We start from the raw sequence: 24,700 nt of genomic DNA on the forward strand, positions 1-24,700 counted from the left end.
CGATCAGAGCTTCGCCGCCATGATCTACCTCGCCGCCGCAATCCTCAATTCAAAATGAATCCCCACAGACCCTAGAGGTCGCGGATGTCGAGCTTGATCACCCCACACCGCACATCGTCATTCGGGACAATTACACCCGCGGACAGGACGGCGAAAAAGCAGGCGAAAAGCGCATAGCCCGGCGGCGAGAAATCCCGCTGCACCCGGAGATAATCCGTTTGGGATTTCTGGACTACGTGTCGGCCATTCGGGACGAAGGGCACCTTGCCGTATTCCCAGAGCTCTATTTAAATGAGAAGAAGCGCGGCGGAGCCCATTTCTACGAGCGCGCATGGGTCCATATGGTTGGGTGGATTAGCGAACGATTGCCGCTACCGATAAACGAAGAAGGGAAAGGCCCCGACATTCATTCGATAAGGAGCCTCGGATCATCACAGTACGAAGTCGATGGCGTTAATGACGATATCAGGGCCGATATTATGGGCCATAGGAGAGCGACCGTTAATGGGCAAAGTTATGCGAAACGCATAAGTACTGAAGGGCTCAATGTTGTCCTACGAGAACGACTCAATTTCATAGAAAGATATGTGCCTACTTTAACCAGTCACATCATCCCGAAAAAAATCTCACTTCTCTCTATTGACAGCAGATCACGTATCGGATCGGGAAGACAACGGAAACCGCGGAAGGATGTGGCATATAATTAGGCCGTGTTGAGAAATGGGATTAATAATCATCGCGACTTCGTATTCAGGACTGTTCTCTGAGAAATGTTTTATGGGGAGAAGTCTTGGGTCGCGGAGACTTGTCAGATCCGGAATGAGAGTTGATCTTATTGGCTCAGATATTTTCGTAGGAGCTTGCCACACCAATTTCAGTCATTCGAATGATCGCTATTTTCATCCGAAAGCTGCTTTGGATCGGACTAGAAACGATGGCGGCTACGCGCCCTCATTTCGGTCATTCGCGCTGCTCGCGTCTTGACCCAATAGCTGCCGTTCGCGCCGGAATAAGAAGATATCAGCTACGTGCCCGATTCGATGACTTACACAGAGGTAGGCCGGGCCTTTGAAAGCGCATTGTTCCACGATGGCCCCCCTTTTTTTGTCGTGAATGGGGAGCCGCTACAGGCGCTTCCCTTGGCAGGTAGAGGATGGGCTGCAAGGGGCGCACCCAGAGGCTCTCAGGCTTTCAATCCTCCAGCCGCGCGCCGCTTTTCGCGGCCGAGGTAAACGCCGATTGGCAAGCAAATCCCGACAAGGCCGACCATCACGAGGCCGCTCACCCAATCGGAGACGACGTAGCCGGCCACAAGCGATACATTAACCAGCAGGATGAATATCGGCAGCACCGGGTGCCCCCTTGCGCGGTAGGTGCGCGGCATTTCGGGGCGGCGATAGCGCAGCGCAAAATAGGACAAAACGTAGAGACAGGTCCCGAACAGCGTCAGCGCGCCCATGAGCCGGAAGACGAAGACATAGCTTCCCGTGAAGATCAGCGGGATTGACAGCAAGGTTCCTGCCGCCAGCGCGACCCATGGCGTACCGCCGCGATTGACCTTGAGCGCCGCTTTCGGGAACAGCCCGTCTTCCGCAAGGCCGTACAGGATGCGCGGTGTGGCCATGATGCATCCATTGAGCGTCCCTAGCGCCATGAGGGTCGCAAGAAAGGCCACGAACACGCTACCCCATCGCCCCGAGGCCGCCTCGATGACGCTCGCCATAGGAAGCGTCGATGAGCTCAGCACATCGAACTCCAGGGCCCGTATGAGCGCCCAGTTTACCGCGAGGTATATAAGGGTGACGATGATGGCGGCATGGAACAGCGACCGCGGGATATTGCGGCCCGGATCCTTGTCCTCGCCTGCGAAATAGATGGTTGTGTACCAGCCGTCATAGACCGCGACGATGAATTGCAGTCCGACCAGAAGGGTCAGCAGGGTGATCGGTTCTGCTGCCACAGGTGCGCGAGTCGTCCCGTCCACGCCAGATGCCGCTTCGCCAGCCGGCATTGCAAAGGCTATGCAGACAACCGCAAGCAAAAGGGCGGTTTTGAGCATAGTGCTTGCTGTCTGGGCCCAGCGCCCTTCCTCGACCCCGGCCCAGTTGAGAGCGGTGATTGCCAGCAAGATAGCCAGCGCGCTCCATTCGACATTCGCTCCGATCCACGGCACGACCGTGCCGAGGAACTCTGCCGCGGCGATCGAAATGGCGGCATTGACTGCCACGAAGGCTATCCAGAATGTCCAGCCGACCAGAAGGCCCATGCTGTCGCCCAGGCCCTCCCGAACCGGAATATAATGTCCGCCAGAGCGCGGAATCATGGAGGAAATCTCCGCTGCCACGTTGCACATCAGGAGGACATACAACCCGCCCGCCAGCCACAGCATCATCACGATTGTCGGATCGGGCACCAGCTTGGCGATCTCGCCAGGCGCACGCATGATACCCGTGCCGACCACGGTGCCGACGCAGACCGCGATCGCAAAGGGCAGGCCGAGTTTTCTTTGGAGCTGGCGGTGTCTGGTCATGTCATGACATCGATTGGCGCAGTGTGCGCCGGAACCCGCTCGGACCGGCACGGAAGAGCGGCAGGACCACAGCGGGTCAATGCGCGTCTCCGCCGAGGACATGCAGCCGCATATGCGCTGCCTCTTCAAAGCCCATGCTGCGATAGAGCGGGCGGCCGGCCTCGGTCGCGTGCAGCCACAGCGGCAAGGGACCGGGCGCAGCCGCCCGAGCCGCCGCGATGGACCGCCGCATCGCCGCCTCGCCCAGACCCTGTCCGTAGCGATCCGGCTGGGTAGCTACCCAGCCGACATAAACCTGATGGTCCTGGATGTAGGCCAGCGCGGCAGTGACAGGCTCGCCATGATCATAGCCGACCACACCGAAATGCTCGCCGGTCCACTGGTGAACATTGGCTGTGATCGCGAAATTCTCTGGCGGCATCGCGTATGCCGCGGCGTTGACGAGGCCGATATCGATGGCGCTTCGGGATTCGCGGATAAGGCGAAAATCGAGATCGGGCGCGGGTCGTCTTTGCGGAGCAAGGTCCGGCGCAGCCATCCCCCACAGCTCTTGCGCTGCGGCAAGCCCCGCCTCTTCGAACATCGCCTCGGCTCCATCGGGATACCATTGCGGCACGCTGGCCAGCATCGCCGGATAGGGGCAACTGCGCATGGTCTGCGCCGCCTGTCCCAACACCTCGCCGAAGGCTTGCGGGCCGCCGGTCGGTAGTCCGATCACCACCATGTTGAGGAAAGCGTTGTCGACATTGGCAATGAATCCTCGCACCGGCCCTTCGCTGGTAAAACGGTGCTTCGGATACTGACCGACGAGGAAGGTCCAGCCGTCGATCAGGCTCCGCACGCTGCCATATGCGTCGAAGCTGATCGAGGTGACGGCAGCGACGTTCGTCATGCCAACTGCCCCAGCGCCCTGGCCATCGCAAACGTATCGAGGTGCTGCTGGAAGGCCACGATCTTGCCGTCCCTCACCGTGAACCAGTGGACGACGTGCGGGTTCACCCGCTCGCCAGTCTCCCTGACGATTGCCGAGTAACGACCCTGCACCGCGACGGTGTCGCCTTCGCAAGCAAAGGTGCCCACTTCGACTGCGAAATCGTCGAACAACTCGGCGGTTCTTCCGAAAACCCCGGTGAACACGGCTTCTGCCCCGATGTAAGGGTTGCGGTCGGCGAAAGTGTAATTCTCCGCCTCGTTCCACGTCATGTCGGGGGCCATGACCGCTGCCGCTGCATCCATATCGCCAGCGGCAAAGGCGGCATAAAGCGCCTCGACGACCTGTTTGTTCGTCACTTGCAATTCTCCCCTATCAGAAAACCGAATACCCGCCGTCGACGGGTAAGATGATGCCGGTGACGAAGTCCGCCGCCGGGCTGGCGAGGAAAACCGCGGCGCCCGCGCATTCCTCCGCCTCGCCCCACCGCCCGGCCGGGGTGCGCGCCAAAAGCATGGTGTTGAAATCGCTCCAGTCCGGATCTTCGCGCGCCACCTTGGTCATCTCGGTGGCGATCCAGCCGGGCGCGATGGCGTTGACCTGGATGCCGTGCGGCGCGAGCTCGATCGCCATCGACCTGGTGAGCTGGACTATGCCGCCCTTCGCCGCCGCGTAAGACGGGACGGCCGCCGCTCCGAACGTGGAATACATGCTGGCGAGGTTGATGATCTTGCCCCGCCGGCGCGCCTGCATCGAACTGGCGGCCGCTTTGGAAAGCAGCATGGTGGCGGTCAGGTGCGTTGCCAGGGCATTGTCCCAGCCGTCTTCCGACTGGTTCAGAACCCCGCCGCTGATATCGGTATTGCCTGCATTGTTGACGAGGATATCGATCGGGCCGAGCGCCCTCTCGACCCGTCCTACCGCCTCGGCAATGGCTGCCCGGTCGGTCACGTCGAGGATGTCCGCGTGGGTTGGACGCCCGACCTGGTCGAGCTCGGCTTCTACAGTGGCGTTGCGCTGCGGATCGCGGGCCAGGATTGCGACCGCTGCGCCCGCCCGGGCAAGTCCCAGGGCAATTGCGCGGCCGATACCGCGATTTCCGCCCGTGACGATCGCAACCTTGTCGGCGAGATCGAAAGGGGATGGCTCGTGGCTCGATTCCCTAGCGTTCATCGCGCAAATCCAGCCGAACGAGTGCATCTCCGAGACCCGAGACGTAGACCGTGCCATCGGACGCATGGATCACACCGGTCAAAAGGCCCGGCATGGGGCCCCACATGTCGGGGGCAAGCAGCGGCAGTATGGGTGCACCAGCAGCCTGCCTTCGCCTGAAATCGGCAACGATCCGCTCACTGGTTTCGGGTGTCGGCGCAAAGACCGCCTCCCATGCTCCTGTATCAGGATCGACGGTAAAGACAGCATTGGCGAACGGGCTGGTGACCCAAAGTGTGCCGTCCTCGTCCAGCTCAATATTGTCGGGCGTCGTAATTTCGGCCAGCACCCGGCGATCGCTCAGCAATCCGGTTTCGGAATTGACAGCGAAGCTCAACACGCGATTGGCGACGATCTCCGCCACATAGAGCCGTCCGCGGACTGCGTCGAAAGCGATCCCGTTAGCGAAATCAAGTCCCTCCGCGACTTTCACCACCTCGGGCTTCGTCGATCCGACCTGATCGGCTGCCATGCGCCAGACCGAGCCATCGCCAAGCGGTTTGTCGGCAGCGGCAAACATGCGGGCTTCGGAACCTTCTCCGGCGGCGTTCTCGGTCGATTGAGTGAACCAGATCGCACCTGTCGGATCGCGGACCACCGCATTGACGCCGAAGGGGTGGTCGTAGATGCGGCTTACCGCTTCGGTCTTCGTATCGACGCGGTAGATATGGCCGCCGGTTATGTCCGCCACCAGCACATGGCGCCCATCCGGCTCCCAGGAGATTCCGTTGGGGCTGTTCCAAAGCGGATCGGGCTTCGTCCGAAAACCCGCAGAGGCGAAATCACCGAACGGTCGTTTCGTACCATCCGCGCTCAAGCCGACAAGGCCATGGTCCCAATCCCCCACCAGCAAGCGCCCATCGGGCAGCATTACTCCATCCTCCGCATGGGTCAGCGATCTGTCAGCGGGAAAGAAGCTGTAAGGTACCGAGGGTGGGACGTATCGCGATGCCGGGGATGCCAGTTGCCTCGCGTAGTCGTCCTCGTTGAACCGGCCGAGCGAGTCCGCAATCAGACCGTTTTCGCCCAGCAGCCAGGCCTCAGCCCCGCTGATCTTTATGCGAGCACCGGAGCCCCCCGGCCCGGAGTTCGTTCCTGTCAGCGTCCAGCGGAACATGACTCGCTGTCCATCGCTATCCAGCCCATCGAAGCGCAGCTTCATGCCCGGCAGGTCGGTCATGAAACGGTGTGCGACCTGGGCAATCGCGCCGCGTCCGCGTGCTGGCTCTGAGTCATTGATCTCAAGGCGTCCATCCGCCTCGAAGAAGGCTGCGACCCGCTCGGGATTACCGCTCGACCAGGCCTCGGCGTAAGCGCTCGCGAACTGGTCGATTGGAGGAGCGGCCGTCGCCATCAGCCTCTCGCAATCGTCGTGGCGCGTTGTCCACGTCAGGTTGAACACACGCCAGACACCATCCTGTCGAATCAGATCGAAGTGGTCGGTGCCGCAATGCGAAAGTTGGCCATTGATGGTGAAAGTGTAGTCTGACCACGCCATGGCGATATCGCCATCGACCCGGACCATCGGATCGACCAGCGCCTCGACCGATCCATCGGGAATGGCGGTCGGCAGAGCTTTCACCAGTTCTTCGAATGTGTAGGTGAAAAAGACGCGCGAACCGTCCGCCCTTATTTCCGTTCCCGTCCCGCGTCCTTCCGCAATGGTGGTCGCGGCGTAGGCGTCAGCATCTTTTGTGCTAAGCGTTGCGAGGAAGCGGTTGGCGGCTGCCAAGGCGGCCTCTTCCTCGGCCGCGCTATTGGCAAGCGCGCTCGATGGAACGAGTGCAAGGACCGAGGTTGCGGCAATTGCCAGCCCACCCAGCCCAATAAGATAGCGAGACACGAGTCTTGCGAAAATTGACATCTCATTCCCTCAATTGATCAAGGCTGCACGAAAGTAAGGAAGGTCAACACTTGGTTGAGCGCCCGCCTGCTACGAGAGTTTCGCACGGAGTTGGATCGCCTGCTTCCAGTCTCCCGTTGGTCATCCACTCTGCGAGGTCAGGCGTCGCCTCTCTACCGAGCAGCGCTTCGTAATCGGCGAGGTCCTGTTTGGTCAGCACACCTTTCCAGCGATCGTTCGTGCCTTTGTTGATGAAACGTTGCGCGCCGCCTTCAAACGCCTCTGCAACATTTGGGAGCATTGCCTCGCCCCCTGCTTTCATGGCCTCGAAGCCTGCTGCTTCGACCATCTCCGACCAGAGCGCTTCGTCGATCTCGACCCCGATAAAATCCGCGATGCGCCGCATTTCTCCGGCGCGGTCCGCCTTGAGGTCGTTGTAGTGGACCATGAGCACGTTCGGTCGATGACGCTCCGTCCAGAAACTGCGCTCAAGCTCGAACATCTCGTGAGCCGTGTAATCATCGAAAGGAGCGTAGTCGGGATCGCCGAGCCAGCGGCGAAAGAATGCACGGGCATCGGTTGACGCTCGCGGATACGGCGCTCCAAGCTCGGGAATCTCACGGCCGCGTTGGTCGAGTTCGCTGAGTGTCTTGGCGGTGTAAGCGGTGGTGTGATCGTGGTACGACATGCACGCGTCCTTCGGGTCGCGTGCGACGTTGATGTAGAGCACATCGTCATGCAGCGGCAGCGCGGTGAGAGGGGCATGCGATTTGAGCGAGCGTCGTTCGACACTGGCATCAAGCGCCGGCAGCACCATATCCTTCGGAACGAAATAGGCATCGAGCCAGGGTTGGGACATCGTGAATTGCCGCTGCTCGGTTGAGCGATTGAGCAGCATGTCGAGAATGCGCTGAACCCAGGTGGTGCCGCATTTCGGCGGAGTGACGACAACTATGTCACCGCTGCGTAGCTTGAAGTCATGCCAGCACGATGTGTCGCTGTGCCAGTTGACGACCGTCTTCTCGGGCTGTCTAATCAACATGGATTTCCGCTCCTCAAGCAATCATCGTCTGCAGTGCACCACGTATCGGCGACACGTCGCCTTCGGGATCGATTGCAAGCAGCGCACGCTCATCCTCGCCTGCGCGCAGGCGCTCCAGCCAGTCGGCAGGATCGAATTCGACGCCAACCGGATTGGTGTCGGCGGTCATGGCGGCGAAGTAGGCGCTGCAGTCGCTTTTCGCGGCGAAGCAATCGACCGAAAATTCCAGCTGGTTGCTGTCGGGATCGGCATAATAGAGCGAGGCGCTCATGCCGTGATTGACGCACCAGTAAGGCGTGATGCCTGCCTGTTTGAGATCGCTCCACGCTTCGAGCAAATCGCGCATCGATGAAACGTCATAGGCGACATGATCGACGCCTATCGTGCCGCGATCATCGGCCCTGCCGCCCGGTGCGATGATGTCGAGATCGGCAATGGCGAAGCGGTGGTGATCTTCGTCATAGGCAAGAAAGGCCAGCGCCTCGTTGCGATAGACCGGCTTTGCGCCGAATACGGTTTCATACCATGTCAGCATCTCGACCATTCGGCGGGTGCGATAAACAACATGAGCAGGTACAGGTCCTGGAACAGGCATTGCGGTTCCTCCACTTCAAGACTGCGGGGTGCCGAGCCGTACGGCCCCTTCTGATCAGGGCTCGTGCGTGCTCCAGCTATCGATCATCAGCAGCCATTCTCCGGCGGCGTTGCGGCAGTAGACGCAGGTGCCCTTGCCCACCTCGCCCATCTCCGCTCCGTCCTCGCGGGCGCGGACCTTGGCGGTGTAGGTGTAACGACTGACCGCGAGATCGCCTGACACTTCGAGCGCGTGTTCGGTCTTCTCCCACTGCGCTTCATATCCGGCGAAGAAGGCCGAAGCCCATTCGGCCACAGCCGCCTTGCCGATCAGCTCCGCTTCGCCTGGAACCTGATACACGACCTCATCACTCAGCAGCGCTAGGATGGTGTCGATTTCGTTGGTGTTGATCGCGGCGACATAGGCGCGGTGAAGGTCGGTTGCGGGCGTGGTTGTTGTAGCCATCGGTATCGATCCTCGTGTTGTTTCGAAGGATGAACCCCGGCGGGCGTCGGGTCGCATAGCACCCGCCGAGGCTCGGTAACGACGCGCTCAGCGCGGCGTATACTCCTGGAGCAGGATGCTGCTCTTGACCGTGCGATACTCGGCGCGGTTACCGCTTTCGGCGATCTGCTGCTCGGAGGTCTTCTTTGCCCAGGCATCGAAGGCGGTATTGCGGCGCTCCTGCTCTGCTGCATCGGGCAGGCTGGCGTAGCTCGTCATCAGATACATCGTGGGTTCGCCGTCGCGCGGGTTCACGTTGTAGAAGATCTTGTAGCCGGTGATCCAGCCCTGCGAGAGCGCGTAGTCCTGGAATTGCTTCCATTCCCCCGCGAGCCATTCGGCGTATTTGTAATCGCCGCCATCCTTGACGTAGATGCCGTTGAACTGCGCATATTCGCCCGCTTCGAGCGGGAATTCCTGCGCGGCAGCGGGCATTGCGATTGGCGCCGAAACGGCAACGGCTGCAGCTGCAATCAGGCTCTTGAAATTAGTCATGTGAACTCCCCCAATGTTTGGTCGCGAGCGAACAAGCAGCAGCGCTGCAAAGTCCGGTCAGTAGCGGTGCGACCCACTGGAGGAATTTTCGCAAAGTCTACCCTTGGCTTGGCGTGCCTATGCCCGCAAAGCCCCGAAAATTTGGCGGTATCATTGTATTCCTCGTGGGACGGAGATGCCCCCAAGTAAGCCCACCGGTCAAGCTGCCCAAACGTCAAAAAAGCGTCAAATCGTGCCCGTTCAGGCTGTTCGCGGATCGCCGGGCATGAGATCGGGCCAACCAAACCGCTCCCACGCCTCGACCATGCCGATGCGTTCGGCAAAATCCATAAAGTCGGGATGGCGGATAGTACGATTGATCGGGTCGATATCGATCCAGAGGCTCATCAGGCCGAACATGTTGGCAGGATGGATGCGTGCCGAATATATCTTCATCACGAGCTCGCTGTGGCCCATCCATATTGCCGGGAATGCGATGGTTGAATCGTATGGATCGGGCATCGTGGCGTGCAAGCCATCGAGCATCCGGCAATAGGCGGCGCGGTCTTCTTCCTTGCCACTATAGATGCCGCGCGCCGCAAAGGCGAAGTAGGCGTCACGCGCACCATCATCCATCGGCGGCATGCCCGGTGGGCGCATAACGGTTGATCCCAGATACGACCGAACGTCGTAATGGGTCTGCATCGCCGCTTCATTATCTCCATTGGCGAACTGGGCCAGCGCCAGCCAGAGCGCCGGTGTTCCGAGATCGGCCAGCCGCTGGCCTGCCGCCAAGGCCTTGTCTATCTTTCCGAGGCTGAGGTAGGCCGAGGTCAGCATTGCATAGTTGCGACCGTAGATCGGGTCGCGATCCACGGCTTCCTCGACGTATGGCAGTGCCTCGCGCGCCTTTCCCAAGTAAAGCAGGCAGGACCCAAGCCGCGAGCAGACATCGGCGTCATTGGGATCGCGAGCATAGGCCTCGAATGCCATTTCCAGCGCGCCTGCCGGATTGAACTGGGTCCATTCATGGATGCCGAGAATCGAGAATGCGTGGCCCTGACCCGGATCGAGCTCGATGGCGCGCCGCGCACAGCGCGCGGCCTCGGCCGATTGCTCAACCCGCGTGAGGCTGGGCGTGATCGCCGCTGTCATGATGTGCGCGTTGGCGAGCGCGGTCCAGCACTCGGCGAATTCGGGGTCGATCTCGAGCGCCTGTTCGAGAAATTCGATCCCTTGCGCAAAAGCACCGTCGACGCCGATTTTCTGAACCATCGCCCGCGCCTGCAGATACAACGCGTAGGCCTCGCGATTGCCGGTCATCCTGCGCGATGGCGATGGAGAGGGAGTCATTCCCAAGGCGCGGCAGATTGCGCCGATGACATTGGAGCCGATGACCTTGCGGCCATCGAAGAAGTCTTCGATCGAGCCGCTGAGCCGATCCGACCAGACCTCGGTGCCTGACTGGCCGCTGACAAGTGCAATGCGAATATCGATCCCACCCTCTCCGCGTCTGACCTCTCCTTCGATCAGGTGAGAAACGCCGAGGTCGGATGCCATCTCGGTCAGAGTGAGCCCTTTGTTCGCCAAGGCGGCGACCGATGTCCGTCCCGAAAGGCCGATGCCGTTGATCCCGGCAAGCCGCGTCGAAAGCTCGTCGACAATTCCGTCAGCAAGAAAGAAGTTGCCGCCCACAGTATCGATCTGCGCGAAGGGCAGGAGCGCAATCGTTACCTGATCGACCACTTGGCTGAACCGCCGATAGGTCGGAAAACGGGCCCTAGTCGCTTCGAGAAGCTTTTCGCTCGTCGCACCCGAAGAGGCCCGGATGGCTTCGGACAGACGGGCGCGCAAACGAGCGTCGACATGCTGGCGCCGTTTGGTCAGCCACTCGTCGATCTCGGAGTTCAGCGGCGGTTCCTGAATTAGCGAACGGGTGCCGATTTCCAGTATCGAAGAGACGGCTCGTTCAGGGCATTCCGATGAGAGAATTGTCTCAAGGTCTTGCAAGTCGGATGTAGTGCTTTGCGGATTAAGGGCGATCTCGGAACGCGTGATGACAAGGCAATCCAGATCATGCTTGCCCAACACTCGCTTCAAGTCGAGCAGGCACTGGCGCAGGCTGGCTTTGGCCTGCGCAAGAAATCGATCGGGCCAAAGCAGCTTCGCAAGCGCTTCGCGGTCCATGCTGTTGCTTGATTCAAGGAAAAGGATCGCGAGTAAGAGCGATGCGCGACGGTTGTTCAGAACTACCGGCGTGCCATCCGGCGTCTCGAGCCGGAATTCTCCGAATAGACGGGCTCTCGCCGCTCTTCGTGCGATGACTCCGGTTCCCGCCTGATCCAATAGTCCCCCCTTTGGAGAGGAGACTACAACCTCGAAGGGACTTTGCAATCAGCACATGCTCAGAATTCGATGTCTGCTTCCATGATCGTAGCGCAACAAAAGTAGCCCGATAATTTTCTATATCAGGTCTTTACCCGCAAAGTCGGCATTCCACTTTGCGCGTAAAAAAGCAGACTGTCCGCAGTCGGCCCCAGCTTTGCCATTCTTCCGACCGCCTCCGGATGAACGGTTTTAAGAGCGGCAGAATACCGCCGCCAGGGCCGGGAGAAATTGTTAGCTGCCAATGGGGATGGCAGTGTGAAAACCGGATTGCAAAGTTCAGGTAGCCTTCGATGCAACTTCGACGATGCGAAAGGTCGCTGCGGCCTTCGCAATCATCTCTCTATCCGCCTCGATCCTCGCATCGGCAAAGGCGAGCGTGCGCCCCAGCTTTGCAGGCACTGCTCGCACTTCGAGCCATTGGCCGATCCGCCCGATCGAGAGGAAATCCACGGACAGGCTGACTGTCAGGGCAGAAGATCGCTCCATCTGCATCACACAGGCGAGCCCCATTGCATTGTCCGCGAGTGCCGAGATCACCCCGCCGTGAAGCAGCCCGCGCGCATTGCTATGCGCAGCGGCGATCCTCAACCCAAGGCTGAACGTGCCGCCGTCTTGCCGGACAAAGAGTGGCTCCCAGGGATCGGTGACGGGGCTCTTTCGAAAATGCCGCTCGAAGCCGGGCGGGACGGGATCGCTGTCCGCCTTCATCGTGTCCCTGCAAAGTCTAGGATCGCCGCCAGAACCTCCTCGGGCGCTTCAAGCTCGGGCGTATGGCCGAGGTCATCAATGGTCACCGTCTCCACGCCTTCATAAAGCTGCGCGAGCGAATGGGCGTTGCTTGCCGGGTGCGAGCGGTCTGCCGATCCCCAGATCGACAGGATCGGCTGCGGAGGTCGGGGCAGCTCATCCTGCTGATTCATATAGATCTGGTAGGCGCTCGCCAGCGACCACATCGCTCCATGCTCAAAAGAGCGTTCGGCGCAGGCGCAGAAATGCGGGATCTGCTGCTTGCGCCCAACCGAAAGGCTATACCACTGCGGCATGCGCCTGGGCGCCATACGCGCCATCGCGAGCTGACCGACGATTGGCCGTGCTAAAATGCCCTTGGGATCGCGCCCCGCTTTCCAGATGGCAAAAGCCTCCGTTCCGCCAGCTTGTATCAGGGCAAGGTGCGAGGCGAGTTCGGGCATCCGGCCCGCGATATCGAGCGCGGCGAGACTGGCAGCGCAGGAGAAAGCGAAGATGCTGCCTTCGCCAGCCACATCGCGCAGGAACGTGGCCAGGTCGTCATTGGTCTCGCGAAACCCGAAGGCATAATCGGATGTGGTCGCGGAAAAGCCCATGGCCGGCAGTTCGACCACGACCACGCGGAAGTGCTTGGCAAAGGACTCGATCAGAGGGCCGTAGACTTCGATCGTCATCGGCGGGTCGCAGGTAAAGACAATCGTAGGTCCACTGCCGATGTCGAGAAAGCGATATTGTACCTTTGCGGTGCGATGGAATTTGACCTGCGGCGTCGCAGTCGCGGGCCAGCCGTTGCGGAAGCGCGCCATCTTGGTGGTGCCGCCCCAGGTTTCGATGCGCGCGCCGAGGCGGGTAAGAAGGCCGGTCATGGTGCCCCTTTCGCCTGCGCGGCCCGCGACAGGAAGTGCGCAGCGACCAGCAGAAAAGCGGCGATGGCAAGGTGCCGACCTATGATCGGCGCGCTCGCGCCTGCGCTCAATGCGAGCCATGCGTCGCCGAGCGGCATCAGCAGCGCGGCGAGCGCCATCCAGCGCAAGGCAGCAAAATCGCTCCGGGCCAGCAAAACAGCCGTCAGCACGGCGATGAAACCGGCGCGCAGCCCGTAGACCTGCACCCATCCGAGCGCGCCAAGCTGGTCGACGGGCAGCCCCATATATGTCGCGAAGCTCTGCGGATCGATGACGGTCCGGACCGCGTTGACGCCCTGCAACGCTGCGATGACAGCGGCTAGCCAGAATCCAGCTGTCCGAGTGCTGCGAAACTTCTGCGCCTGTGTGGCCATTCCAATCTCCTACGAATGTGCCAGAAGATTATGCGATTGCCAGCCGCGCAGCATCTTGCGATATGGCAAATCGATCTTCCGTTTTCGCAAAGAGACAGAGACATGCCTCTCGATCCGCAGGACCTTGGCGACCTCATCGCGATCCGCGATGCTGGAACACTCAGCGCCGCAGCCAAGGCGCGGGGGGTCGCTGTATCAACCGTGTCGCGGCGGATCGAAACCCTGGAGTCGGCGCTTGGCCTGCAACTTGTCGATCGGCGCACAGACGGCGTGCGACTGACGAGCGTCGGCATGGCAGTGGCCGAGGCGGCCTCACCGATTGCCGAGCAGATGCGCCGTGTTGAGCGACTGGCGGAAAGTCTGAGGCAGGGGGTGAAGAAGGTGCCGGTGCGGATTTCGGCGACCGAATTCGTGATCTCCGACGTACTCGCCCCGGCGCTGGGTCAATTGTGGGCAATAGGCGCCGATTTTCCGGTCCACTTACAGTCACAGGCTGACGTGGTAAGCCTGGCCGGACGCGATGCCGACCTCGCGATCCGCATGGTGCGTCCCGAAGGTGCGAGCCTGTATGCGCGCAAGCTCGCGGACATCAGGCTCGGGCTCTTCGCGTCAACCGATTACCTCGCGGGCCGGGATCCTGCGGTCATCGACCTCAAGGCGGAACGGCTGCTGATCTACGACGACAGCTATGGTCGCCTGCCCGAACTTGACTGGGTCAGTCGTCATGGTCTGTCAGACGCCGTCGTCATGCGCACCGGCAGCACGCGCGGCCTATTGGCCGCAGCGCAGGCAGGTGCGGGCATCGCGCTGCTTCCAGTGCCTTTCGCCCTTCGCGCTGTTACATTGATCGAGGTCACACCGCCCTCGGCTCTGCCGAGCAGGCTTCCGTGGTTGATAGTCCACCGCGACTTGCGCGGCCTGCCTGCGATCCGTCTCGCGCAGAAGTGGGTGGTGCAGGCCTTCGCAAGTCTGCACTGATCGCGCCAAGCTACGCGTATCGACGCGTGCTGCACCTTTTCATCGGACCACATCGCTGGGGTCCATTCGTCACTGGACGTGTTTGGCATCTCTGCAAGAAAAGCCGTATTCTGAAGGGCAGCTTTCCAACCGATGTCCACCAATGGCAGACAGTCTCCTTCCGGCCCCATATTGTGTTGAAAAACTCCAACACCAGCTTTGGCGGGAAATTTATGAACTTAACGAGATCTTATCGCACAATAATGATTCGTCGCAGAACTTCATTTTGAATCAATCTTTCCCAAAGTTTGTCCTCAAGTAATCAGCAGCGAGTTTTGCAACAGAATTGGCCCCAATCACAGCCAAACCGACCGCCGATCCACGATCCGTTGAAATCCGGCCGCGAACGAGGACGCCCTTGCCCGCAGCAATGCCCGCCTGCCTTCCGCGGTCCTTGTAAATACGAGCTTTGATGAACCAACACTCCCGCACCACAGTTCGACAAATCGCTCGGCATATTCCTTGCGCGCGCCCAGCGCGGCGGGAACGGCGTGGTAATCGACCCGCCTCTTCAGACCGAGCCATGAATTGCGCACCAGCAGGTAGCGCGGGTTCTGGACCGGCCCGAGAATTTCCGCGATTGCCTGCATGACTTGCCGTTCGGTGGTCCGGCTTACTCCAGTCAGGACGATATCCTTGCGCCCGTCCAGGCTTGTGCGAATTTCGACGTGAGCGGTGTCCAAATCGCGCCCGCTAACGACATCGACATCGACCAGCGAGCGCAAGACAACTCCGGTCACCGATTCCAGACTGCCTTCCAAAGAGCCGTTGCGCCAAACGAGCCTCCCGGCCTTTGCCAGACGGGGCAAGCTGGCCAGTGTCGCGACACCGGCAAGCCCCATCGCGATGACTCCAATTCCCTCGTATGACGCCAGTCCCCGCAGTTCGTTGGCCGCTGCAAAGGCTCCGCTACCCGCCGCGCTCCAACCCAGTGCCTGCAGGGTATCGAACCAGCTTAGAGCACGCGGTGCGTAGCTAGGAGCCGCGGTCTCGCGCACCTGCGCTCTCTCAGCCCCCTCACCAAGCGACACCTTCCAGCGTTCTGCAATGGCGGGACGGTCCGCTGCGACTGCAAATGTCTTGAGGTTTGCGAATGCCGCCGGTTTGGATGGATCGAGGCCCAGGCGAGCAACACCGTCTTCGATGAGGGTAGACGCTCCACTGGAAATCCCTTCGAACGCCTTGAAGCGGCGCGCGACGACCTCGATGTCAGACAACCCAGTTACGCCTCCATCGTTGAGGAAGCCCCAGTTGAACGTCGAAACGACCGCATCCCAGCTTTCGCGATCGTCCGGATCGTCCGGATCGACCGTCGCCAGATGCCAGATATTGGCTACCTTGCCGGGCCTGGCCGGATCGATCCGGATTGCTCGTCCGCGCATCTGGTTGGACAGCATGAAGGACGCCGTATTGCTCGCAAGGACTAAGCTGTTGAGCGTGGGCGCATCCCATCCCTCGCCGAGCAGCGACTGCGTGCCAACGAGTATGCGAATGTAGCCGCGTGTGAACAAGGCCGTGACGAGGCGGACCAGTTCAGCGGTGCCACCGGTCCTACATTCGATACGCACATGGTCCGGGCAGCCTGACAAATAGCCTGCTCGAAAGCTGCCGGGATCGAAGCGCAACTCCTCGGCAACGCGGGGCAGCACCGACAGAGCACGCCTGGGAAGGATGACCAGACTGCCTGTCAGAACCGCGAGATATTCATCGACGATGCCTGATCGTCTAAGCTTCTCGAAGATCGGCACCACGCCGAGCTTGGCAGGCTTAAACTCTGCATCTGGACGGTTTGGGAGCTCACCAGCGCGAATATGATCGGACAACACGACCATGCGCAAATCGTCGTCCAGCGCATTCTGTTCCGCTTTCGCAATGTCCACAATCGAATCCGGCTTTGCGAGGCTGGAGGTCATCAGTTTGAAGACCGAGCGTGTGTGCTGCAGCCGAACGCGGCCGCCTTCGATCAGGCCATGATGATTCAGCCGGTTGCGCAGAGTCTTGAGCCGCGCCGGATCAAGCGTAAACGAGGCCGTGTGTTGCGATATCACGTCGTCAAGAAAGCGTTCGAGCCAGAACAGCGATAGCTGCGGCACATTGCGCGCCGACACACCAAGCAGTTTGAGCGGGGGGCGGGGCAGTTCCCGTCCGGCTGATGCCAGCAGAACGAGCGCTGCCGATAACATCTCGGGCGCTTCGAGGATCTCTTCGACATGCGCTTCCGATTCGGTCAGCCAATGGTGCTCCGCCAGCCAGTCCAGCAACCCGTCGTCTTGGCGCAATTCCATGTGCAGCGAACCGATGACCGCCCGCCTTCTATCGAGCAGCGCCAGAGCATCTTCGGTCGGTTCCGACAGGATGAGGTGATCCTGATGAGGGCATAGATCGCCATTGCGCACCAGTTCGGGAATGCCGATTTCGAGGTCTATCGGTCCACACAGTTGCTCGTAGCGAGACCATTCGGCGAAGCTGGCATCGTAAGGGGGTGTTGCAGTCAGCGCGACCAGACGGACATCTTCTAGCCGGTTGGCCAGCTCGTTGAGGCATTTCCACCATTCCCGCCGCAGATGATGGGCTTCGTCCAGAACCAGCGTCAGTGGTCCTCGGCCGTTAAGCGCCTCGATCAGCGTATCGAGTTCCTTGCCGCGCCGCAGGCTATCGAGCGACTGGTAAGTCACAAGCGTCAGTTCTTGGAAGTCTGCCAGATTGCGAGAGATTTCCCCCGCTCTCGGTGGCGTATCGAGAAACAGCGGCCAAAGGCGGTGCGCCCACTGTTCGCGAATGGCGATTGTCGGGGCGAACGCCAGTGCTGGCCTCCCGATACGACGCACGATCTCCAGACCCAGCACCGTCTTCCCGGCACCAGGGGCGGCCACGACATGCAGTCTTCCGTCGCCGAAATGCTCGTCCATTTCCTCAAGGATGCGCGCCTGATAGTCGCGCCAGTTCCCCTTGAAGTTCATGTCCTTGAGCATGTCGCGCGGGTTAGCGCCTTACGACGAATTCGCCTATCGCGATGTCAGCTATTTGCACTTGGCACATGCAAAGCCGAGAGTCTCCTGCCGGCCCACTTGTAGACGCGCAGGAAGGTTGCCAAGAGCTGCAAAAAGGTGAGCCCCGTGCTATGATCGTTTCGACGGTTACTGGTCGGCCCTAGCATCAGAACGGAAGCGGAAGGCCAAGGCCAGAGAACTTTACACAGTCCATAGCACAAGTTTTGTCACAAAATCTTCGCAAAGGCGCTGCACTCTTAGGCTGGGGGGTTCTTTTTGGGCTGGGGGAGTTCCTTTTTGCCTGGTTGTTCGCGAAACAGGATCCGATGGGTAGCAGACCACATCATCCCCGCAGAGCCGAACGTGCGCATGAACCTTCAACGTTCAGGCGTCGAGCTTCATGAGATAGACGACCTCATTCAGGATGCTTACTGTAAGTTCGCCGCACTGGAGTCTGTCGATCACATAGATAGGCCGCCGGCATTCTTTATGCAGATCGTCAAGAACCTACGCCGGGACCGGCTTCGTCGCGACAAGATTGTCAATTTCGAAGAATTTACGGAAAATGGCGAGCCGACCGTCAATGACTGGGAGCCCTCGATTGAGAAAGCGGTTTCTGCGCGGCAGGAATTGGGCCTCGTTGAAGCCGTACTCGAAACCCTGCCAAGGCGGTGCCGGGACATATTCACGCTGAAACGGATCGAGGGACTGAGCCAACGCGAGATCGCAAGGCGGCTGGAAGTTACGGAGAATATTGTCGAGAATGACGTGCAAAAAGCCGTCAAGGCGCTCCAGAATAAGCTGCGGGCCACAGAGGCAACAGAATTGAAAGAAGCTCTAGTTGAAGCCGACCGAAAGCAGACGGGATAAAATTGTGGAGAGCGAAGCAGCCGCTTGGGCAGCGCGTATCGATGCCGACCCTGACGCCGCTGATGCGGAGTTGGAAGCGTGGCTGGCGAATGATCCGAAGCATGCGGGTGCACTGCTGCGAGCCCAAGCCGCACTGGTCGCGCTCGAACGACCGCTCGTCGCTGCAAACGATAGGATCACAACGACAGGCAAGAGGCCGCTTTCGATTGCTCGATGGTTCTGGGTCGGAGGAGGAGGTCTTGCCGCAGCCGCAGCTTCGATTGCGCTGTTCTTCGCACTGCCGATTCAGCAAGAGAGCTCCGAACCCAGCCAGATCTACGTTACCGAATTGGGCGAGATTCAGCAGGTCGCATTGGATGATGGCTCATCGATTTCGATTGATGCAAACACAACGATAGAAGTGGCGTTTGCTGAAGAACGGCGAGTGATCCGGCTGTCAGACGGACGCGCATTGTTTCGGGCATCTCACGAACCGGGACGCCCGTTTCAGGTGATCGTAGGCGATGTAACGATCACCGACATCGGCACCGAATTTCAGGTCTACGACGATGTAAGCACCGGGATCGTCGACGTGATCGTTACCGAAGGTGAGATTCTCGTCGAGAGCCCTGCGGGCAGGATCACGCTCTTCGAAGGACAACGCATTGAGCTTGGCAGAACCGGAGCGACAAGAGCGAGCCCCAACACAGGAACTGTCTCACACTCTGAAATATCGCGGATAACTGCGTGGCGCGCAGGCAGGCTCGATTTAGACGGCGAAACGCTGAGCGAAGCGGTAACTCAGCTCAATCGCGCAAATCGACTGCAAATCCGGGTCGGTTCCTCAGCGATCGCTGGCAAAAAACTCTATGGCTCATTCCGCATCAATGACCCACGCGGCTTTGCCGATGCTGCGGGTGCAAGCCTTGGCGTACCGGTGAGCGAATATGACGAAGTGATTACAATCGGGCGATAATTTTTTTGGCCGCCGATACGGAAATCCAAATGCCCTGCGTCGAGTAGGCGAACAACAAGTTTGCCTACTCATCCGGGGGACATCATGAAGATTTTCACACGCACTCTCATCGCAGGCGTTGCTCTGGCCGCCATTGGCACACCTGCATTTGCATCGGCCCAAACTGCAGACTTCAGCGTTCCTAGCGAGCCGATATCTGATGCCGTGCGCAAGATAGGTCGCCAGGCAGGCGTGCAGATCATCGTTTCAGGAGATGCAGCGCGCGGTCGCACCAGCAATGCGGTCAATGGTTCGATGGATGTGGAACAGGCGCTCGCAAGCTTGCTCGCGGGGACGGGCCTGGAAGCCCGCAAGACCGGCGATCGCACCTATGTGGTCGTTCGCAGCCAGAGCGGCGTCGCTTCGAATGGACAGGCTGCTTCACCGACCGTGTATGCCGATCCCATTGTCGTGACCGCCCAGCGTCGCCAGGAAGATCTGCAGGATGTTCCGGTAGCCGTAACCGCGATCCGCGGTGAAGATATTGATCGACGCGGAACCAACGATCTGTTCGAGGTTGCTCGCACGGTTCCGGGCCTGACCGTGTCGCAATTCAGCGAAGCGGAGCCGATCATCGCGGTTCGCGGTGCCTTCAATACATTCTCTCAAGCAGGGGCGAGCAAGCCGGTTGGCGTGTTCATCGATGATGTGTTCATCTCTCGCAATAGTGCCTCGACTTTCCAATTGTTCGACCTTGAGTCGATCGAAGTGCTGCGCGGCCCCCAGGGCACGCTGTTCGGACGCAACGTAACCGGTGGCGCGATTGTCGTGAGCACTGCCAAGCCCCGCCTTTCGGATACGCAAATCAAGGGCGAAGCCAGCTACGGCAATTTCAATGCGTTGACACTTCGCGGGCTTGTAAGCGGACCAATCGCCGAGAATGCAGGGGTAAAGCTCTCGGCCAATTATATTACCCGAGACGGCTTCTCGACAGACAGGCTCATCAACCGGGAAATCGACGATTTCGAGGGCTTCTCACTTCGTGGGGCGGTCCTGGTCGAACCGAGCGATACTGTCTCCGTCCTTTTGGCCGCCGACTATGACAACGAGAACTCGAATGGGCGCGGCCTTTCCGCGACCAGTCCCGCAGCGGCCGATGACGGTGACATCCGCACCATCGAAGCCGGTGTTCCGCAAAGCTACGACCGCGAGGGCTTCGGACTGTCGGCCACTATCAATGTCGAGACCGGTGTCGGCGATGTGACCTCGATCACAGCCTATCGCGAAAGCCAAGCGGACGAGACCTTGGCCTTCAGCCCGGTGAACTTCTCTTTCCTGCCGATGTTCAACCCGGTCTTCCCCTTCCAGCGGACGACAGAAAACCGCGATAACCCGCGCAGCTTCTCGCAGGAATTGCGCCTCATCAGCGATCCTGGCTCGCGGCTCGGGTATGTCGCAGGGCTCTACTACTTCCGCGAGAGCATCGAACGCGACGCGCGCACGCTGCAATTCACCGGGATGAGCGGCACGCTCAATCGCGACCGCACGTTTTTGCAAGACGTGACGACGCAGAGCTATGCGGCCTACCTGAACCTCAGCTATGAATTTGCCGACTACCTCAAGCTTCACCTCGGCGGTCGCTACACGTTCGAGGAGAAGGAAGTGAATGTCGATTATGTCGACGCGCTCAATCCGGCGGGCAATTTCACCGACGTGCAATTCAAGGACGATTACGACCAATTCACCCCGCGCGTGGCGATAGAGGTCACCCCATCGGACGATGTCCTGCTTTATGCCTCCTACACACAGGGCTTTACAGCGGGGGGCTTCAATACAGAGGAACCGTCGATCGCCGTCGTGACCGCTCCGTTCGATCCTGAAACTGTCGATGCTTTTGAGATCGGTATGAAGACCTCGCTCTTCGACGATCGGCTGACCTTCAACATCGCGGGGTTCATTCAGGACTATAAAGACAAGCAGGAAGGCTTCCTCACGCCTGATTTCAATTTTGTGATCCAGAATGCCTCGTCGGCAACGGTGCAGGGCATCGAAGTGGAAACCCGTTTCGCGATCACGCGCACGGTCAGCCTGTCGGCATCCTACGCCTATCTCGACGCAAAGTACGACGAGTTCCTGCTCGACCTCAACAACGAGGACCGTTCGGGCAATTTCCTGCCAACCTCGCCGGAACACGCATTCTCGATCAGCTTCGATGGCGATTTCCCGATCACCGACAACCTCAACCTGATCGCAAATGCCGAGTATTCCTGGCAGGAATACTATTTCAGCGGCTCTGATAACCGCCCCAGCTTTCTGATCGACTCCTACGATCTGGCTAATGCCTCAATCGGCCTTGAAGATGCTGACGGTCGCTGGAGGGTGGTCTTTTTCGCCGACAATATCTTCGACGAGGAATATGTGCTCATCCGGTCCGATTTCGGAGCGAGCGGGGTTGGCGAAGCCTATGGCGCACCGGCGACATACGGCGTGCGCGTCGGGTTCGACTTCTGATGCGTGATTGGTCACGGCGAGAAACCCTTGCCGGGATAGCTGGCGCTTCGGGCCTTGCTCTTTTTGCCGGGCCCAAAGCCTACAATTCAACGGTGCATCCGGGAGTCGGAGCGCCGTTGCCGCCCTGGCAGGCCGGGATGCTCGACATCCATCATCTCGCCTACGGCAGAGGAGACGCAACGCTCCTGATTATGCCCGATGGCGCTTCGGTGCTTATCGATGCCGGAGCTGTGACTGGCGCTGACCCCGCATTGGTGCAGGCGGCCCAAGGTGTAGGGACCGACTCCGGTGCATGGATCGCGCGATATATTCGTCGTCAACTCGTCGCAACCGGCAGGCAATCGCTTGACGCGGCGATCATCACGCATCTGCATTCGGACCATATTGGCGAAATCCGTCGTCCAGCTCTCCCCTTGCAAATGGAGCGCGCGCATCAGGCGACAGGCATCAGCTCGGTCGCACGCCACATCGGTATCGAAACGCTCTACGACGCAGACTGGCCCAACTATGGCTACCCGGCGTTCGAGGGGAAGGCTTCAGTCGAAAATTACATCTCCTTCGTAAACGACCGCGCCAAAGACAACGGCGGGCTTGAGAAGCTTGAGGTCGGCAAGCGCATTGATGTCGGGGCCATTGGTGACTGGTCGGTCCGCACGGTGGCCAGCCGTGGACGCGTATGGACAGGCTCGGGGCATGAAGTGCGCGACATTTTTCCGCGGCGTGACACACTGGATCGCGAAGACTGGCCCAACGAGAACGCAATGTCTGCCGGGTTCCTCGTTTCGTTCGGGCCCTTCAAGTATTTTGCCGGAGGTGACCTGACCGACTGGGCGGATGCCGGGACACGGCCATGGATGAATGCCCTAACGCCGACGGCCCAAGCTATCGGCCCAGTCAACGTCTCGACTGTCCCTCACCACGGTATGTTTGATGCCGCTTCGACTGATACGGTAAGGGCGCTCGCAGCGCGTGACTGGGTGATCTCTGCATGGCACGCGGCTCATCCGAGCTTGTCGACGATTGAGCGCCTGTTCAATCCGCGCATCTATCCGGGCCAAAGGGATGTCTATTCGACCAACCTGCATTATTCCACGGAACGCGCAATGAAGCGGCTAACGGATCGCTTCGCCAGCCGTCGAGGGAATGTGATCTGCCGGGTGACGGACGGTGGGACTCGCTACCGGATGATTGCAACTGATCGAGACAGCAACTCGGGCACGGTAAGCGACTTTTCGGAACAGAGGTCTTTGAGTTCGTAGTAAGGTCCTCAACAAATGCCGCAAGTGGGTCCTAAGCTTAACGGCACATTCGGTGCCTACGCTGGTGTTGACTTCGCATCGACCGATTATTGTACGGAATTATTCGGTCACGATGAAGCTTGCCTGAAAGCTGGACGGAACATTACCGTGGGTGCGCGAGTGGGCTATATGATCGGTTCCGATGCCCTATTTTACGGGAAAGGCGGCTATTCGAACGGACGCGTCAAGCTTGCCTACGAAGATTTCGATAACGTCATAGACGATATCGACGAAGGCGAAAACCTCGACGGCTTCCATGTTGGTGCCGGCGCGGAGGTTCAGCTTTCCGCAAGCACCTACGCGAAGATCGAATATGTCTACAGCAAGTATGACGCCTTCGATTACAGCGATACCGATGTCGAAGTTGACCTCGACCTCAATCGACACCAAGTTCTGCTCGGTCTCGGCCTCCGGTTCTAACGCCGTTTAAGCTAACGTTAGGCCCGGTGGAGCGATCCGCCGGGCCTTTTCTGTTTCAGTATTCGAACGCACGTCAAGAACAAGACACACTGACACAATGAGGTGGGCGGTGCTGGCGTTCATCTCCTGCTCCATGGCATTCAGGACGCGCGGTAGCCGAGGCGGTGAGGATAGAGTTCCCAAGCCAGCATGATGCCATTAAAGGCCGAACAGTTATCGGCCACGTCCTTTGTTATGCAATGCATGCAATATGAGATGATCGATGGTGTCATCGGAATTTTCCACGTCGGATTCTGGGACCGGGGACTTCGTTTCGATCTTGTCAGAAGGTGCATCTGCTTCGCCTACAGAATTCACCGCTCGTTGATTGGCAAATGGTTCACGGTTAGCCCAGTTAGTGTAAGTCCGCTCGCATTCGCTTTGCGGATTTGAACCATTTTGCGAAGCCTCATCGGCCCTGGCCGCTTGCGCATTGCTTGGAGCTATATCGCAGCGCTGGTTGTCAGAAGTTGACTGCCGCCCGTGTGAATAGACGGGCTCGCCATCAAGCAGAGCATACATATCCTTAAACAATGCCAGATCTTCCGCCGTTGGTTCAGGCGTGCTTTGTTGTTCCTTCTCAAAGTCTGCTAGCGATCTTTGGGCAATGGCTTCTTTGACGATCGGCTCATCGCTAAATGCCTCTGAACTGAGATACCAGTCCACCACGCTTTCTGGAACCACCGTCGGGCAGCCGTCGCGCTCTTCGATCTTGACATTTTTGCCTTGCCGAATGTGGTCAGCGTAGGCCTGAATGGCAGCTTCGCGCGCAGGGTCGATCTTAGGCTTTGCGGAAGCCGTTTCACCGGTGGAGCCCCGAGCGGCTTCGTTGCCGGGTTGTGCGCGCTCTACCTGTGCGGGCTTCAACGGAGAGGGCTTTTCCGGCTGTTCGGCCGCTTGAGAGAGGGAAAATTTAGCGCCTGCCTGCCTTGCGCGACGCTCTTCCAGAAGCGGGTGACCCGCGTACACCTTCAAATGTCGTAACGCGCGTCCGGCCTTGGAATCAGTTGCTCTCAGTCGGTCTAGGGTCTGTGGGGATTCATTTTGAATTGAGGATTGCGGCGGCGAGGTAGATCATGGCGGCGAAGCTCTGATCG

The 24,700-nt window shown here is 59.5% G+C and carries 21 protein-coding genes; 6 read left to right on the forward strand and 15 right to left on the reverse strand.

What is annotated here, in order from left to right:
• Positions 1-1,183: 1,183 nt before the first annotated feature.
• From K3174_RS16415 to K3174_RS16475, 13 genes are all read right to left on the reverse strand, one after another.
• Complete coding sequence (locus K3174_RS16415) at positions 1,184-2,530, reverse strand: APC family permease (RefSeq protein WP_221560523.1); 1,347 nt, start codon at positions 2,528-2,530, stop codon at positions 1,184-1,186.
• 76 nt (positions 2,531-2,606) lie between these two features.
• Positions 2,607-3,422, reverse strand: a complete 816-nt coding sequence (locus tag K3174_RS16420; protein ID WP_221560524.1) for a GNAT family N-acetyltransferase — start codon at positions 3,420-3,422, stop codon at positions 2,607-2,609.
• The gene (locus K3174_RS16425; protein ID WP_221560525.1) at positions 3,419-3,820 is read right to left on the reverse strand and encodes a nuclear transport factor 2 family protein; all 402 of its coding nucleotides are present in this window, start codon (positions 3,818-3,820) and stop codon (positions 3,419-3,421) included. The genes K3174_RS16420 and K3174_RS16425 overlap by 4 nt, the downstream gene beginning before the upstream one ends.
• A gap of 16 nt (positions 3,821-3,836) precedes the next feature.
• Positions 3,837-4,634, reverse strand: a complete 798-nt coding sequence (locus tag K3174_RS16430; RefSeq protein ID WP_221560526.1) for an SDR family NAD(P)-dependent oxidoreductase — start codon at positions 4,632-4,634, stop codon at positions 3,837-3,839.
• The gene (locus tag K3174_RS16435) at positions 4,624-6,516 is read right to left on the reverse strand and encodes an SMP-30/gluconolactonase/LRE family protein (protein ID WP_221560527.1); all 1,893 of its coding nucleotides are present in this window, start codon (positions 6,514-6,516) and stop codon (positions 4,624-4,626) included. The genes K3174_RS16430 and K3174_RS16435 overlap by 11 nt, the downstream gene beginning before the upstream one ends.
• 64 nt (positions 6,517-6,580) lie before the next feature.
• Positions 6,581-7,558, reverse strand: coding sequence for a sulfotransferase domain-containing protein (locus K3174_RS16440; protein ID WP_221560528.1), 978 nt, complete (start codon positions 7,556-7,558; stop codon positions 6,581-6,583).
• Positions 7,559-7,571: 13 nt separating this feature from the next.
• Positions 7,572-8,153: a VOC family protein gene (locus K3174_RS16445; RefSeq protein ID WP_221560529.1), complete on the reverse strand. Its 582-nt coding sequence runs from the start codon at positions 8,151-8,153 to the stop codon at positions 7,572-7,574.
• 54 nt (positions 8,154-8,207) lie between these two features.
• Entirely contained in the window at positions 8,208-8,597 is a 390-nt protein-coding gene (locus tag K3174_RS16450; protein WP_221560530.1) for a YybH family protein, read from the reverse strand.
• A gap of 87 nt (positions 8,598-8,684) precedes the next feature.
• Positions 8,685-9,131: a hypothetical protein gene (locus tag K3174_RS16455; protein WP_221560531.1), complete on the reverse strand. Its 447-nt coding sequence runs from the start codon at positions 9,129-9,131 to the stop codon at positions 8,685-8,687.
• Between the two features lie 240 nt (positions 9,132-9,371).
• On the reverse strand, positions 9,372-11,297 hold the full coding sequence (locus tag K3174_RS16460; RefSeq protein ID WP_221560532.1) for a hypothetical protein: 1,926 nt from the start codon (positions 11,295-11,297) through the stop codon (positions 9,372-9,374).
• Between the two features lie 477 nt (positions 11,298-11,774).
• Positions 11,775-12,206, reverse strand: a complete 432-nt coding sequence (locus K3174_RS16465) for a PaaI family thioesterase (RefSeq protein WP_221560533.1) — start codon at positions 12,204-12,206, stop codon at positions 11,775-11,777.
• Positions 12,203-13,111, reverse strand: coding sequence for an alpha/beta fold hydrolase (locus K3174_RS16470; protein WP_221560534.1), 909 nt, complete (start codon positions 13,109-13,111; stop codon positions 12,203-12,205). Before K3174_RS16470 ends, K3174_RS16465 begins: the two co-directional genes overlap by 4 nt.
• The gene (locus tag K3174_RS16475; RefSeq protein WP_221560535.1) at positions 13,108-13,524 is read right to left on the reverse strand and encodes a DUF4267 domain-containing protein; all 417 of its coding nucleotides are present in this window, start codon (positions 13,522-13,524) and stop codon (positions 13,108-13,110) included. The genes K3174_RS16470 and K3174_RS16475 overlap by 4 nt, the downstream gene beginning before the upstream one ends.
• Positions 13,525-13,626: 102 nt before the next feature.
• On the opposite strand from K3174_RS16475, the gene K3174_RS16480 reads away from it, so the two are divergent.
• Complete coding sequence (locus tag K3174_RS16480; protein WP_221560536.1) at positions 13,627-14,502, forward strand: LysR family transcriptional regulator; 876 nt, start codon at positions 13,627-13,629, stop codon at positions 14,500-14,502.
• 335 nt (positions 14,503-14,837) lie between these two features.
• Here K3174_RS16480 and K3174_RS16485 read toward each other — a convergent pair whose 3' ends face one another.
• Positions 14,838-17,513 carry a DEAD/DEAH box helicase family protein gene (locus K3174_RS16485; RefSeq protein ID WP_221560537.1) on the reverse strand — a complete coding sequence of 892 codons (2,676 nt, stop codon included), beginning with the start codon at positions 17,511-17,513 and terminating at the stop codon, positions 14,838-14,840.
• Positions 17,514-17,900: 387 nt separating this feature from the next.
• On the opposite strand from K3174_RS16485, the gene K3174_RS16490 reads away from it, so the two are divergent.
• The 5 genes from K3174_RS16490 to K3174_RS16510 all read left to right on the forward strand — a co-directional run bounded on the left by K3174_RS16490 (position 17,901) and on the right by K3174_RS16510 (position 23,564).
• On the forward strand, positions 17,901-18,401 hold the full coding sequence (locus K3174_RS16490; RefSeq protein ID WP_221560538.1) for an RNA polymerase sigma factor: 501 nt from the start codon (positions 17,901-17,903) through the stop codon (positions 18,399-18,401).
• Complete coding sequence (locus K3174_RS16495) at positions 18,373-19,356, forward strand: FecR family protein (protein ID WP_221560539.1); 984 nt, start codon at positions 18,373-18,375, stop codon at positions 19,354-19,356. The genes K3174_RS16490 and K3174_RS16495 overlap by 29 nt, the downstream gene beginning before the upstream one ends.
• Positions 19,357-19,440: 84 nt before the next feature.
• Entirely contained in the window at positions 19,441-21,846 is a 2,406-nt protein-coding gene (locus tag K3174_RS16500; protein WP_221560540.1) for a TonB-dependent receptor, read from the forward strand.
• A 137-nt stretch (positions 21,847-21,983) separates the two neighbouring features.
• Positions 21,984-23,105, forward strand: a complete 1,122-nt coding sequence (locus K3174_RS16505) for a ComEC/Rec2 family competence protein (protein ID WP_345719677.1) — start codon at positions 21,984-21,986, stop codon at positions 23,103-23,105.
• A gap of 15 nt (positions 23,106-23,120) precedes the next feature.
• The gene (locus K3174_RS16510; RefSeq protein ID WP_247712261.1) at positions 23,121-23,564 is read left to right on the forward strand and encodes an outer membrane protein; all 444 of its coding nucleotides are present in this window, start codon (positions 23,121-23,123) and stop codon (positions 23,562-23,564) included.
• A 213-nt stretch (positions 23,565-23,777) separates the two neighbouring features.
• Here the strand turns inward: K3174_RS16510 and K3174_RS16515 are convergent, their stop codons facing one another.
• The gene (locus tag K3174_RS16515) at positions 23,778-24,578 is read right to left on the reverse strand and encodes a hypothetical protein (protein ID WP_221560543.1); all 801 of its coding nucleotides are present in this window, start codon (positions 24,576-24,578) and stop codon (positions 23,778-23,780) included.
• Positions 24,579-24,700 lie beyond the last annotated feature (122 nt).

The sequence above is a fragment of the Qipengyuania qiaonensis genome, assembly GCF_019711515.1.
Classification (GTDB): domain Bacteria; phylum Pseudomonadota; class Alphaproteobacteria; order Sphingomonadales; family Sphingomonadaceae; genus Qipengyuania; species Qipengyuania qiaonensis.